This is a genomic window from Burkholderia sp. LFS061 (assembly GCF_047978125.1).
Taxonomy (GTDB): Bacteria; Pseudomonadota; Gammaproteobacteria; order Burkholderiales; family Burkholderiaceae; genus Burkholderia; species Burkholderia pyrrocinia_C.
In genome coordinates, this window is sequence record NZ_JBFPFS010000009.1 from 96,322 (window position 1) to 109,928 (window position 13,607).

The window sequence follows — 13,607 nt, forward strand, 5'->3', positions numbered from 1 at the left end:
GTGCCGGGACAGCCAGCCGGCACGGTCGCGTCAAGCCCCCCGCCTGCGTTCAATACACGTCCCGCATATAGCGCCGCGCCTTCGCGAGCCGCGCGACGTAGTCGTTCGCGTCGTCGTCCGACATTCCGCCGTGCTCGGCCACGACCGCCTTCAGCGCCGTATCGACATCCTTCGCCATCCGCGACGCGTCGCCGCACACGTAGAAGTGCGCGCCTTCCTCCAGCCATGCGAACAGCTCGGCGCCCTGCTCGCGCATCCGGTCCTGCACGTAGATCTTGTCGGCCTGGTCGCGCGAGAACGCGAGATCGAGCCGCGTCAGGAAGCCGCTGTCGTGCATCGCGCCCAGCTCGTCGCCGTAGTAGAAGTCGGTCTGCGCGTGCTGCTCGCCGAAGAACAGCCAGTTGCGCCCGCGCGCGCCGCGCGCCTGCCGCTCGTGCAGGAAGCCGCGGAACGGCGCGACGCCGGTGCCCGGGCCGACCATCACGATCGGTACGTCGCCGTTCGCCGGCGGCCGGAAATGCGCGGACTTCTGCACGAACACGGGCACGCGGCCGTCGTCCGCGCGATCGGCGAGGAACGTCGACGCGACGCCTTTGCGCGCGCGCCGGCCGTTGTGATAACGCACGGCCGACACGGTCAGGTGGATCTCGCCCCGGTGCGCGCTCGGGCTCGACGCGATCGAATAAAGGCGCGGCTGCAGCCGCTTCAGCATCCCGACCAGCTCCGTGCCCGACAGCTCGACCGGAAACTCGTGCAGCACGTCCGCAAGCTGTTGCCCCCACAACCATTGCTTCAGGTCGCCCTTGCGGTCGTCGCCGAGCAGCGATTTCAGCGCGCCGTTCGCGCTGCGCGATGCGATGAACGCGAGCGTGTCCGGATGCGGGCGCGTGATGTCGAAGTGGCGCGCGAGCGCATCGCCGAGCCGCACGTCGCCGACGCCCGCCACCGACACGGGCGCGTCGGCCTTCAGCGCGGTGACGGACAGCAACTCGTCGACCAGCTCCGGGCAGTTGGTCGGCCACACGCCGAGCGCGTCGCCGGTTTCGTATTCGAGGTTCGCGCCTTCGGTCGACAGCGACACATAGCGCGTGTCCTTCGCGGCGCCCGGGCGGTTGAGCCGCAGGTTCGCGACGAGCTTCGACGGCGCCGGATGCGCCTTCGACGGCAGCAGCCCCGACGGGCTCATCCCGCCGGACGGCACCGCGTGCAACGCGGCATCGGCCTCCTTGATCCGCGCGACGACGCGTTCGAGCCACTGGTCGGCGTCGTGCTGGAATTCGACGTCGCAATCGACGCGCGCGCACAGCCGCGCCGCGCCGAGTTCCGCGAGCCGCGCGTCGAGCCGGCGGCCGTGGCCGCAGAACTGGTCGTAGTTGCGATCGCCGAACGCGAGCACCGCGAAGTGCACGCCGTCGAGGCGCGCGGCACTGCCGGCCTGCAGCGCGTCCCAGAATTCGCTGCCGTTGTCGGGCGCATCGCCGTCGCCGAACGTGCTCGTCATCAGCAGCACGTATTGCGCGCCCGCGAGCGACGCGACCGGATAGTCGGACATGCACGCGGTGCGGATCTCGAAGCCCGCGTTCATCAGCTGCGTCGCGTAATCCTCGGTCAGCGATTCGATGTTGCCGGTCTGCGATGCCCACAGCAGCACGACCTTCGGGCGCGTGCGCACGATCCGCACGCCGCCGGTTGCAGCGGCATCGGCCGGCAGCGCAGGTGCCGCTGCAACCGGAGAACTCGCGGGCAGCGAACGGCTGAACAGGCCCGCGAGCATCCCGTCGAGCCAGAACCGCACCGGTGGCGTGAGCGGCGCGCCGGCCGGCAGCACGGGCACGCCGCCCTCGCGGCGGCCGGCGCTCGCCTTCAGCCCGCTGACGAGGCCGGCCACATACAGCCGCTCGGTGTCGGTCAGCGGCGGCGGCTCGAGGTCGGTCACGCCGAGCGCGGCCGCGAAAGTGTCGATGTCTGCCATGTCGGATTCCTGTGAAGCAGCGGCCTGCACCATCTCCGAAGCGGGCCGTGCTTCGTCGGCACACGCATCGGGTTGCGCCGTCTCGTCGTCGGCGGACGCGAACGCGTCGGTCTCGACGCGCCGCAGCGCGACCGCGCAATATTTCAGTTCGGGTTGCTGCGATTCGGCATCGATCGCGTCGTTCGTCACCGCGTTGATGCACAGGTCGTCGCCGTACACGTCGTTCCAGTGCATCGGCGCGAAGCAGTTGCCGCGCCGCACGCGCTCGGTCACGATGGCCGGCAGCACCGCGCGGCCGCGCGCCGAGCGGATCTCGACGCTGTCCTTCGCGGCAATGCCGAGCGCGCTCGCATCGTCCGGGTGAAGCTCGACAAACGGGCGCGGGTTCAGCTTGTTCAGCATCGCGACCTTGCCCGTCTTCGTCATCGTGTGCCATTGATGCTGCAGCCGCCCGGTGTTCAGCACGATCGGGAACGTGTCGTCGGGCAGTTCGGCCGGATCGACGTGCGGCCGCGCGAAAAAGCGCGCCTTGCCCGACGGCGTCGGGAACGCGAGATGTGGCGCAGCGCTCCCGTCGGCCGCCTTGCGCAGCGTCTGGCTCACGCCGTCGTTCAGGTAGCGGATCGGGTGCCGCTCGCGCGCGGTGCCCGGCGCGACCGGCCACTGCACCGGGCCGTCGCGCAGCGCCGCGTGGCTCGCGCCGCGCAGGTCGTAGCCCGTCGCCGGATTCGAGAAACGGACGATCTCGTCGAACACGTCGGCCGCCGACGCGTAGTCGAACGCATCGCCAAAGCCCATCGCGCGCGCGACTTCCGCGACGATGCGCCAGTCGGGCAGCGCGTCGCCGGGCGGCGCGACCGCGGCGCGCATCAGCGTCATGTTGCGTTCGGAGTTGATCATCACGCCGTCGCCCTCGGCCCACAGCGCGCCGGGCAGCAGGATGTCCGCGTAGCGGTTGGTCTCGGTGTCGAGGAACGCGTCCTGCGCGATCACGAGCTCCGCGGCCTGCAGCCCGGCGATCACGTTCTGCCGGTTCGGCACGGTCGCGACCGGGTTCGTGCAGACGATCCAGCACGCCTTGATGTCGCCGGCCGCCATCCGCGCGAACAGATCGACCGTCCCTTGCCCCGTCTCCTTGCGCAGCGTGCCGGCCGGCACGCGCCACAGGTTCTCGACGTAGCGCCGGTCGTCGTCGGACAGCACCGAGCGCTGGCCCGGCAGGCCGGCGCCCATGTAGCCCATCTCGCGCCCGCCCATCGCGTTCGGCTGCCCCGTCAGCGAGAACGGCCCGCTGCCGGGGCGGCAGATGCGGCCGGTCGCGAGATGCAGGTTGCAGATCGCGTTGGTGTTCCACACGCCGTGCGTGCTCTGGTTGAGCCCCATCGTCCAGCAGCTCATCCACTCCGGCGCATCGCCGATCCATTGCGCGGCCGTGCGCAGGTCGGCTTCCGCGAGCCCGGTGATTTCCGCGACGCGCTCGGGCGTGTAGTCGGCGAGGAACGCGGGCATCGCGTCCCAGCCTTCGGTGTATGCGTCGATGAACGCGGCGTCGGTGCGGCCGTTCGCGTGCAGCAGGTGCAGCAGCCCGTTCGTCAGCGCGAGATCCGTGCCGGGCCGGATCTGCAGGAACAGGTCGGCCTTGTCGGCCGTGCCGGTGCGGCGCGGATCGACGACGATCAGCTTCGCGCCAGCCTTCACGCGATCCATCATCCGCAGGAACAGGATCGGATGGCAGTCGGCCATGTTCGCGCCGATCACGAAGAACAGGTTCGCGCGATCGAAGTCCTGGTACGACCCGGGCGGGCCGTCCGCGCCGAGCGACTGCTTGTAGCCGGTGCTCGCGCTCGCCATGCAGAGGCGCGAGTTCGATTCGATGTTGTTGGTGCCGACGAAGCCCTTCGCGAGCTTGTTGACGAGGTATTGCGCCTCGATCGACATCTGCCCCGACACATAGAACGACAGCGCGTCGGGGCCGTACGTATCGAGCACCGCGCGCAGGCGGCGCGCGGTCTCGGCGATCGCGTCGCGCGCCGGCAGCGGCACGAGGTCGTCCTCGCGCGCACGGCGCACGAACGCGCGGTCGAGCCGCCCGGAGCGGCGCAGCGCGACGTGCGCCGACGAACCCTTCGTGCACAGCCGCCCGAAGTTGGTCGGATGGTCGGAGTCGCCGGACACCTTGACGACTTCGCCATCCTCGACGTGCAGCACCATCCCGCAGCCGACGCCGCAGTATGGGCACGCGCTCTTGACGGGGGTGGCGGTCATGCGCGCTCCGGGGCGGTCAGGCCGCGACCCACACGATGCCGTCCTCGACCCGCGACGGATACGCGCTCACCGACTGCTCGGGCGCTTCGAGGCATTCGCCGGTGCGCAGGTCGAAATGCTGCTTGTACAGCGGCGACGCGACGACGACGCGCTCGCCGAGGCTGCCGATCAGCCCGCGCGACATCACGGCCGCCTGCGACACGGGATCGACGTTGTCGATCGCGAACACGCCGCCGTCGGCGTGCGCGACGTGAAACACCGCGACCTGCTCGCCGTTGACGAGTGCGCACACGCCGGTGTTCGGCACGATGTCGTCGAGCGGGCACACGCGGGTCCAGGACAGCGGAAGACGATCGTTCATGATGGGCTCCTTGGAAAAGACGCTGGTGTCGGTCAGGGTCAGACGGTTGCGGATTCGGTCACGGCCTGCGTCGCGCTTGCGGCGACGACGGGAATCGTCACGGGCTTGCCGCGCACGCGCTCGTCGGGCGTCGCGGGGCGAATCTGGCCGCGCGTCTCGACGAACGCGATGTTCGCGTCCGGCGCATCGCTGTTCACGAAGTGGCGGAAGCGCTTGCGCGTGTCGGGATCGGTGACGGCCTTCTTCCATTCGCACTCGTAGGTGTCGACCACGTGCTGCATGTCGGCTTCGAGTTCGGCCGCGATCCCGAGCTTGTCGTGCACGACGACGTCGGCCAGGTAGTCGAGCCCGCCTTCGAGGTTGTCGCGCCACACGCTCGTGCGTTGCAGGCGGTCGGCCGTGCGCACGTAGAACATCAGGAAGCGGTCGATGTAGCGCATCAGCGTGGCGCGATCGAGGTCGGACGCGAGCAGTTCCGCGTGGCGCGGCTTCATACCGCCGTTGCCGCACACGTACAGGTTCCAGCCCTTCTCGGTCGCGATGATCCCGACGTCCTTGCCCTGCGCTTCCGCGCACTCGCGCGTGCAGCCCGACACGCCGAACTTGATCTTGTGCGGCGCGCGCAGGCCCTTGTAGCGGTTCTCGAGTTCGATCGCGAGGCCGACCGAATCGTCGACGCCATAGCGGCACCACGTCGAGCCGACGCACGACTTCACGGTGCGCAGCGCCTTGCCGTACGCATGCCCCGATTCGAAGCCGGCCGCGATCAGCTCTTCCCAGATCGACGGCAACTGCTCGACGCGCGCGCCGAACAGGTCGACGCGCTGGCCGCCGGTGATCTTCGTATAGAGCCCGTACTTCTGCGCGACCTGGCCGACCGCGATCAGCCCTTCCGGCGTGACCTCGCCGCCCGGCATGCGCGGCACGACCGAATACGTGCCGTCGCGCTGGATGTTCGCGAGGTAGTAGTCGTTCGAATCCTGCAGCCCCGCATGCTCCTTCTTCAGCACGAACTCGTTGAAGCATGACGCGAGAATGCCCGCGACCGCCGGCTTGCACACGTCGCAGCCGAGCCCGCGGCCGTGCTTCGCGAGCAGTTCGTCGAAGGTCGTGATGCCTTCGACGCGGACCAGGTGGAACAGCTCCTGGCGCGAATGCGGGAAGTGCTCGCAGATATGGTTGTTGACCGCGAGGCCCTGCTTCTTCATCTCGGCCTTCATGATCTGCGTGACGAGCGGCACGCAGCCGCCGCACGACGTGCCGGCGCCCGTGCACGACTTCAGCGCGCCGAGGCTGGTCGCGCCGTCGGCGACCGCCGTGCAGATCTGCGACTTCGACACGTTGTTGCACGAGCAGATCTGGGCGCCGTCCGGCAGCGCGTCGACGCCGATCGCCGGCTTCGCCGCGCCGTCCGACGACGGCAGGATCAGGAATTCGGGCGACTCGGGCAGCTCGATGCGGTTCAGCATCATCTGCAGCAGCGTGCCGTATTCCGCCGCGTCGCCGACCATCACCGCGCCGTGCAGGAACTTGCCGCAGTCGGACACCACGAGCTTCTTGTAGACCTGCCGGCGCTCGTCCGCGTACTGGTAGGTGCGGCTGCCGGCCGTCGTGCCGTGCGCGTCGCCGATGCTCGCGACGTCGACGCCCATCAGCTTCAGCTTCGTGCTCATGTCGGCGCCCGCGAACGCGGGTGCCTCGTTCGTGTCGCTGCCCAGCTGCTTCGCGACCACGCGCGCCATGTCGTAGCCGGGCGCGACGAGGCCGTACACCATGCCGTTCCACGCCGCGCATTCGCCGATCGCGTAGATGTCGGCGTCGCTCGTGCGGCAAGCGTCGTCGATCGCGACGCCGCCGCGCGGGCCGATGTCGAGCCCGCATGCCCGCGCCAGCTCGTCGCGCGCGCGGATGCCGGCCGAGAACACGATCATGTCGGCATCGAGATGCGTGCCGTCGGCGAACGCCATCCGGTGCGTGCCTTCCTCGCCATCGACGATCTCGAGCGTGTTCTTGCCCGTATGCACGGTCACGCCGAGCGCCTCGATCTTCGCGCGCAGCATCCGGCCGCCGCCGTCGTCGACCTGTACGGCCATCAGGCGCGGCGCGAATTCGACGACGTGCGTGTCGAGCCCCATGTCACGCAGCGCCTTCGCGCATTCGAGGCCGAGCAGCCCGCCGCCGACCACGACGCCGCGCTTCGCGTGCGTGCCGCACGCCTGCATCGCTTCGAGATCCTCGATCGTCCGGTACACGAAGCAGCCCGCGCGATCATGCCCCGGCATCGGCGGCACGAACGGGCGCGAGCCCGTCGCGAGCACCAGCTTGTCGTACGCGAGCGTTTCGCCCGACGCGAGCGTGACCGTATGCGCGGCGCGGTCGATCGATGCGACGCGCGCATTCAGGCGCAGGTCGAATTGAGGATGACGCTCGAAGAAGCCGGGTTCGACGAGCGACAGGTCGTCCGCCGACTTGCCCGCGAAGAATTCGGACAGGTGCACGCGATCGTAGGCCGGACGCGGCTCCTCGCCGAGCACGGTGGCCTGCAGCGCGTCCGTCGTGCCCGCTTCCGCCGCGACGCATTCGAGCAGCTTGTGGCCGACCATGCCGTGGCCGATGACGATGAGTTTCATGATGACGGTTCCTTCGGTCGATCAGTTCGCGGCGCTGCCCGCGGCCAGCGCGCGGTCGCGCAGCTCGGCCTCGCGTGCCTTGTGTTCTTCGGTGAAGCGCACGGCCATCGCGCACAGCGCGGTCGCGGTGACGGCCAGGCCCAGCAGGCTCAGCGTGTGCTGCACGTCGCCGACGCCCTTCAGCAGGAAGCTCGCGGCGACCGCGCCGACGTTGCCGCCCGCGCCGACGATCCCCGCGACGCCGCCGAGCGCCTTGCGGTCGATGAACGGCACCAGCGCGTAGGTCGCGCCGCAGGCCATGTGCGTGAACAGGCCGAAGGCCAGCATCGCGACGAGTGCGATGCCGACGCTTTGCGCATGCGAGAACCAGATCAGCCCGAGCCCTTCGCCGACGATCAGCGCGCACAGCAGCGCCGCGCGGACGTCGAGGCTGCGCCGCGCGGCGATCTTGTCGGACAGCCACCCGCCGAGCGCGCGGGCGAACAGCGCGAGCAGCCCGAACATGCCGACCGCGAAGCCCGCGTCCTTCAGCGACAGGCTGAAGTGATCGACGTAGTACAGCGCGGCGATGTTGTGGATGAACACCTCGACGCCGAAGCACGCGCCGTACGTGACGAACAGCATCCACACGCGATAGTTGCCGCACGCGGCGACGAAGCTCGCCCAGCCGCCCTTCTTGCCGCTGTCGATCGTCACGCCTTCCTTGCGCAGTGCGACGAAATCGCCTTGCGGGCAATCCTGCGTGAAGCGCCAGTACGCCCAGGCCATCACGAGCATCGCGACGCCCGGCACGACCAGCGCGATGCGCCACGACGAGCTTTCGCCGAAGCCGAGCATCAGGCCGGCGGCGACCAGCAGCGGCATCAGCGCCTGCGTCGCGCCCGCACCCGCATTGCCCCAGCCGGCCGTCGTCGCGTTCGCGGTGCCGACCACGTTCGGCGCGAACATCACCGACGTGTGGTACTGCGTGATCACGAAGCCCGCGCCGATCGCGCCGATGCCGAGCCGGCAGATCAGGAACGTCAGGTAGTCATGCGCGAACGGCACGGCGAACACGGGAATCGCGCCGAGCAGCAGCAGGCCGGCATACACGCGGCGCGGGCCGAAGCGGTCGCACAGCGGGCCGACGAGCAGGCGCACGGCGATCGTCGCGGCCACCGCGGCGATGTTGATGTTGGCGACCTGTGCCGCCGTCAGATGAAATTCGCGTGCGATGAGCGGCATCAGCGGCGCGCATGCGAACCACGCGAAGAAGCATACGAAAAACGCCATCCACGTCAGGTGGAACGCGCGCATCGGCGCGGTGCGGAGGCTGAAGAGATCGATACGGGTAGCTTTGTCGGTCATGTCATCCGCCAAACGAAAAACGGCGTCCTGCGCACCCGGTCTCGTCGAGACCCGATGCGTAGGACGCCGTTGCCCATGAAGCCCGTTGCCGGGCGCGTATGTATTCGGTACTGCGGACGAATCGCCATTGACCCGTCCGAACCAGCTTACGCAAACGCCGTGCCATGTCGGCCCGAATCGCGCCGGCATCCCCGCCGCGCAAGGCTCGCCGGCCAGCGTGCGCCGCGCTCCGGCACGCGGCGCACGATGCGTCGTGAAGCAGCAAAGCACAGATGTGGTGCACTGCAGCACTGTCGCCGTGCGACATCGCGGTGCGCGCTGACGGGGCACGATGCACGCCGGCGCGGCATCGCGTCTCTCCGCGCGCTGCGTGCGCATTCATGCACGCGGCCGTCGCGCCGCGCTCCCGCCGCGCATCGCGCCGGTTGGCCCGGATATTGCTGAAGTTCATGCATCACACCGGCAACGGCGCCGGTGGGCAGTTCCCGCAAAACCATGCCCGTCGATCACGGCGGGCCCGTCAGGACAACGGCGTCCCTCCCGTGCGCGGCACGGCCGGATGCCGGTATGTTTCTACCGCCCGCCGCCGCCGCGCAGACAACGCGCTATCGACGGCCGCACGCACGCGGCACTGGAACACGACATGACGACAGGCAAAGTCACCTTGCTGGGCGCCGGCCCCGGCGACCTCGATCTCCTCACGCTGAAGGCCGTCAAAGCACTGGCCGCCGCCGACGTGCTGCTGCTCGACGATCTCGTCGCGCCCGGCATCGCCGAACTCGCACCGCAGGCGCGCGTGATCCGCGTCGGCAAGCGCGGCGGCTGCCGCTCCACGCCGCAGGCGTTCATCGAGCGGCTGATGCGCCGCTACGCGCTGCGCGGCGCGCACGTGGTGCGCGTGAAGGGCGGCGACGCGCTGCTGTTCGGGCGCGCCGGCGAAGAACTCGCGACGCTGCGCGCCGCCGCGATTCCCGTGGAGATCGTCAACGGCATCTCGTCGGGATTCGCGGCCGCCGCGAGCCTCGGCATCTCGCTCACGCACCGCGAGCACTGCCAGGGCGTCACGTTCGTCACCGCGCACCGCCAGGATCACGGCGAACCCGACTGGTCGCGGCTCGCGGCGACCGGCACCACGCTCGCGATCTACATGGGGATGAGCCGCGTCGACAGCATTGCGGCGGGCCTGCTCGCCGCGTTGCCGGCGTCGACGCCGGCCGCGGCCGTGCAATGGGCCGGCACGCCCGACGAGCGCCGCTGGACCGGCACGCTCGGCGGCCTTGCGCGCGGCATCGACGAAGCGCGGCTCGGCAGCCCCGCCGTGATCCTCGTCGGCGGCGCGATCGGCGAGGCGGCCGTGCAGCACGAGGATGCCGCGCTGGCCCGGGCTGCGTAGCATGCGCTGCATCGCGCGGCGCCGGCCGCCCACCTCTTCCGAATCCATTGGCCGCGTTCGCGCCGGCCGCCGGTCGCGCACGCGCGGTATCGGAACCGCGTCCCGACTCGGCCGTCACATGCCGTTAGCGCGTCGCGCCGACCTTCCGCCGCTGCCGCTCGCCTCATGAGTTCGTCCGCCCTGCCCACCCGCCTGCGCGTGCTGCTCGTCACCGACACCGACAAGCCGATCGGCGAGCTCGGCGACGCGCTCGCGCGCCTCGGCTACGAGATGCTGAACGACGTCGCGACGCCCGCGCGCCTGCCGGCGGCCGTCGAGGAGCAGCGCCCCGACGTCGTGATCATCGATACCGATTCGCCGTCGCGCGACACGCTCGAGCAGCTCGCGGTGATGAACGCGACCGCGCCGCGTCCCGTGCTGATGTTCAGCCACGACGGCGACCAGGCGCTGATCCGCGCGGCGGTCGGCGCGGGCGTCAGCGCGTATCTCGTCGAAGGATTGTCGGCCGAGCGCCTCGCGCCGATTCTCGAAGTCGCGCTCGCGCGCTTCTCGCACGACGATGCGCTGCGCCGCCGGCTCGCCGACGTCGAGCGCGAACTCGCGGAGCGCAAGCTGATCGACCGCGCGAAACGCGTGCTGATGGACCAGCGCAGGCTGTCCGAGCACGATGCGTATGCGGCGCTGCGCAAGCGCGCGATGGATCAGGGCCTGCGCATCGTCGACGTCGCGCGGCAATTGCTCGACGCGTCACCCCAGCCATGACCGCCATGAATACTTCGCCTCCCGCCGCGCCGGAACGCGCGCATCTTCGCCTCGGGTTCGTCGCGCTGAGCGACGCGGCCCCGCTGATCGTCGCGCAGCGCCTGAACCTCGGTGCGCCGCACGGCCTGACGCTCGAACTGAACCGCCAGCCGTCGTGGGCCGCCGTGCGCGACAAGCTGCTGAGCGGCGAGCTCGACGCCGCGCATGCGCTGTACGGGCTCGTCTGCGGGTTGCAGCTCGGCATCGGCGGCCCGCAGGCGGACATGGCCGCGCTGATGGTGCTGAACCGCAACGGCCAGGCCATCTCGTTCTCGCGCGGCCTCGCCGACGCGTACCGCGAGAGCGGCAGCGTGCGCGACGCGCTCGCGACGCTCGGCCGCAAGCCGCTGCTCGCGCAGACGTTCCCGACCGGCACGCACGCGATGTGGCTGAACCACTGGCTCGCATCGCACGGCGTCGATCCGCTGCGCGACGTGCGCAGCGTCGTGATCCCGCCGCCCGAGATGGTCGCCGCGCTCGCGAACGGCGAGCTCGACGGCTTCTGCGCGGGCGAGCCGTGGCATGCGGTCGCCGAAGCGTGCCAGGCCGGCCGCACCGTCGCCGTCACGAGCGAGATCTGGCCCGATCATCCGGAGAAGGTGCTCGCGGCCCGGCGCGACTTCGTCTCGCTGTATCCGGCCACCGCACGCGCGCTGATCCGTACGCTCGTCGATGCCTGCGCGTGGCTCGACAGCGCCGCGCACCGGGTCGAGGCGGCCGACTGGCTCGCGTCGCCCGACGCGATCGGCGTGCCGGCCCGGCTGATCGCGCCACGCCTGCTCGGCGACTACGGCGCGGGGCCGTTCGCGGAGCCGCCGCTGCCGATCCGCTTCCACGACGGCGGCGCCGTGAACCGGCCCGATCCGCTCGACGGCCGGTGGTTCCTGGCCCAATACCGGCGCTGGGGCATGCTCGACGGTTCGCACGACGACGCGGGGATCGCCGCGGCGATCGCGCAGACCGCGTTGTATGATGCTGCGGTCGCCGAAGGCGGCGCAGCGGGCCAGTCGCGCGCGTGATGCGCGCCATGTGACGCAGTTGGCGCGCGCCGGAGCCGCGCCACGCCGATCCGGGCCACCCGGCGGCTTCCGGCATGCGCCGCACGGACGACACCGCATTGCCACTCCGTCCCCGATCCGAATCGATGCCGAAACGAACGCGCGCGCCGCTCGACGTGCTGCTCACCGAAATCCGCGCGTGCCGCGCATGCGAAGCCGAGCTCCCGCTCGGCCCGCGCCCGGTCGTGCGCGCGCATCGCGACGCGCGGATCCTGATCGTCGGGCAGGCGCCGGGCGCGCGTGTCCATGCAAGCGGCATCCCGTGGGACGACGCGAGCGGCAAGCGGCTGCGCAGCTGGCTCGACGTCGATGCCGATACCTTCTACGACGAGACGCGCTTCGCGATCGTGCCGATGGGTTTCTGCTACCCGGGCCGCGGCGCGAGCGGCGACAACCCGCCGCGCCCCGAATGCGCGCAACTGTGGATCGACCGGCTGGTTGCCGAGTTGCCGTCGGTCCGGCTGACGCTGCTGATCGGCCAGTACGCGCAGCGGCATTTCCTGCGCGAGTCGCGCAAGGCAACGCTGACCGACACCGTGCACGCATGGCGCGACTACGGCCCCGACGTGCTGCCGCTGCCGCATCCGTCTCCGCGCAACCAGGCGTGGTTCAAGCACCACCCGTGGTTCGATGCCGAAATCGTGCCCGAGCTGCGCCGCCGCGCCGCACCGCTGGTTGCGGGTTGATCGCCCGGCCCAGCACATCCGCGCCCATCCCCGCCGCGCCCGGTTCGCTGTACCATCGCGGCTCAACCGCGTCACGAACCGCAGAATCCTTCATGCCATCCACCGCCCCGCCGCGCCTGTACGGGATGCCCGAACGCAGCGACCGGCTCGATTTCTACATCCGCGACCAGGCGTCGCGCCAGGCGATCACCGAGCCGCACCGGCACGCGTATTTCCAGATCCAGTTCAACCTCGGCGGCGACACCGAGCAGCGGATCGGCGGCGTCACGCGGCCGTTTCCGCGCGGCGCGCTCGCGTTCGTGCTGCCGCATCGCGAGCACCTGATCCCGCATCCGGAAGGCGCGCACTTCATCGTCATCAACTTCAGCCAGGCGTTCCTGCGCGCCGACCTCGACGTCGATCCGCTCGATCTCGAGGACGTGCCCGCGCACCGCTTTCCCGAGCTGACGCCGTTCCGATTCCAGGAGCATCTCGACTTCATCCTGACCGGCGACACGTACGACGAAGCGCGCCGCCTCGCGCTGTGCATGCTCGACACCGATCGCGTGCGCACCTTCGGCTCGACCACGCTGCTGCGCGGCTACCTGCTGCAACTGATCGGCCTCGTCTGCACGCAGTACGCGGGCGCGCTCGACAAGCTCGCGCAGCGCGGCGCCCAGCGCGCGGGCCAGCGCGATGCGCTCGCGCGCGTGCTGCGGCACGTGCGTGCGAACCTGACCCGCGAGGACCTGACGCTCGCCGCGACCGCCGAGGCCGCATTCCTGTCGCCGAACTACCTCGCGCACCTGGTCCGCAAGGAAACCGGCAGCACCTTCACCGATCTCGTGACCGAGCGCCGGATCGCGCTCGCGCAATCGCTGCTGGCCCACACGAGCCGGCGCATCGCGGACATCGCGCGCTCGGTCGGCTTCCGCGACGAAGGGTATTTCGCGCGGCGCTTCCGCGCGCGGGTCGGTGTGTCGCCGAAGGCGTACCGCGACGCAAACGCCGCGTTGCCGGACGGCGACGACGCACCCGCCGCCGACGACGCGTAGTTTTGTCCCGGTAAAACGCAGTTGCGTCGCATCCGGCCGCACGCGCGTCGGGTATCGTTG

Annotated in this window: 9 protein-coding genes; 5 read left to right on the forward strand and 4 right to left on the reverse strand. The window is 70.3% G+C overall.

What is annotated here, in order from left to right; translation table 11 throughout:
- Nucleotides 1-49: 49 nt before the first annotated feature.
- Genes ACNQQL_RS11050 through ACNQQL_RS11065 form a run of 4 tightly spaced genes read right to left on the reverse strand, consistent with a single transcriptional unit; the run spans nucleotide 50 to nucleotide 8,575 of the window.
- A complete protein-coding gene (locus ACNQQL_RS11050) occupies nucleotides 50-4,237 on the reverse strand; it encodes a bifunctional nitrate reductase/sulfite reductase flavoprotein subunit alpha (protein ID WP_347064133.1) in 4,188 nt (1,395 codons plus the stop codon).
- Nucleotides 4,238-4,253: 16 nt separating this feature from the next.
- A complete protein-coding gene (gene nirD / locus ACNQQL_RS11055) occupies nucleotides 4,254-4,598 on the reverse strand; it encodes a nitrite reductase small subunit NirD (RefSeq protein WP_347064134.1) in 345 nt (114 codons plus the stop codon).
- Nucleotides 4,599-4,636: 38 nt separating this feature from the next.
- Nucleotides 4,637-7,228, reverse strand: a complete 2,592-nt coding sequence (gene nirB, locus ACNQQL_RS11060; RefSeq protein WP_347064135.1) for a nitrite reductase large subunit NirB — start codon at nucleotides 7,226-7,228, stop codon at nucleotides 4,637-4,639.
- A gap of 21 nt (nucleotides 7,229-7,249) precedes the next feature.
- On the reverse strand, nucleotides 7,250-8,575 hold the full coding sequence (locus ACNQQL_RS11065) for an MFS transporter (RefSeq protein WP_347064136.1): 1,326 nt from the start codon (nucleotides 8,573-8,575) through the stop codon (nucleotides 7,250-7,252).
- Nucleotides 8,576-9,218: 643 nt separating this feature from the next.
- On the opposite strand from ACNQQL_RS11065, the gene cobA reads away from it, so the two are divergent.
- From cobA to ACNQQL_RS11090, 5 genes are all read left to right on the forward strand, one after another.
- The gene (cobA, locus tag ACNQQL_RS11070; protein WP_347064137.1) at nucleotides 9,219-9,968 is read left to right on the forward strand and encodes a uroporphyrinogen-III C-methyltransferase; all 750 of its coding nucleotides are present in this window, start codon (nucleotides 9,219-9,221) and stop codon (nucleotides 9,966-9,968) included.
- Nucleotides 9,969-10,133: 165 nt separating this feature from the next.
- Nucleotides 10,134-10,730, forward strand: coding sequence for an ANTAR domain-containing response regulator (locus ACNQQL_RS11075; RefSeq protein ID WP_034180215.1), 597 nt, complete (start codon nucleotides 10,134-10,136; stop codon nucleotides 10,728-10,730).
- A 5-nt stretch (nucleotides 10,731-10,735) separates the two neighbouring features.
- Nucleotides 10,736-11,788, forward strand: coding sequence for a CmpA/NrtA family ABC transporter substrate-binding protein (locus ACNQQL_RS11080; protein ID WP_347064138.1), 1,053 nt, complete (start codon nucleotides 10,736-10,738; stop codon nucleotides 11,786-11,788).
- Between the two features lie 125 nt (nucleotides 11,789-11,913).
- Nucleotides 11,914-12,513: a uracil-DNA glycosylase family protein gene (locus tag ACNQQL_RS11085; RefSeq protein WP_347064139.1), complete on the forward strand. Its 600-nt coding sequence runs from the start codon at nucleotides 11,914-11,916 to the stop codon at nucleotides 12,511-12,513.
- Between the two features lie 92 nt (nucleotides 12,514-12,605).
- Nucleotides 12,606-13,547 (forward strand): helix-turn-helix transcriptional regulator, encoded by a 942-nt coding sequence (locus tag ACNQQL_RS11090; protein ID WP_347064140.1) that lies wholly within the window; start codon nucleotides 12,606-12,608, stop codon nucleotides 13,545-13,547.
- The last annotated feature ends 60 nt before the right edge of the window (nucleotides 13,548-13,607 follow it).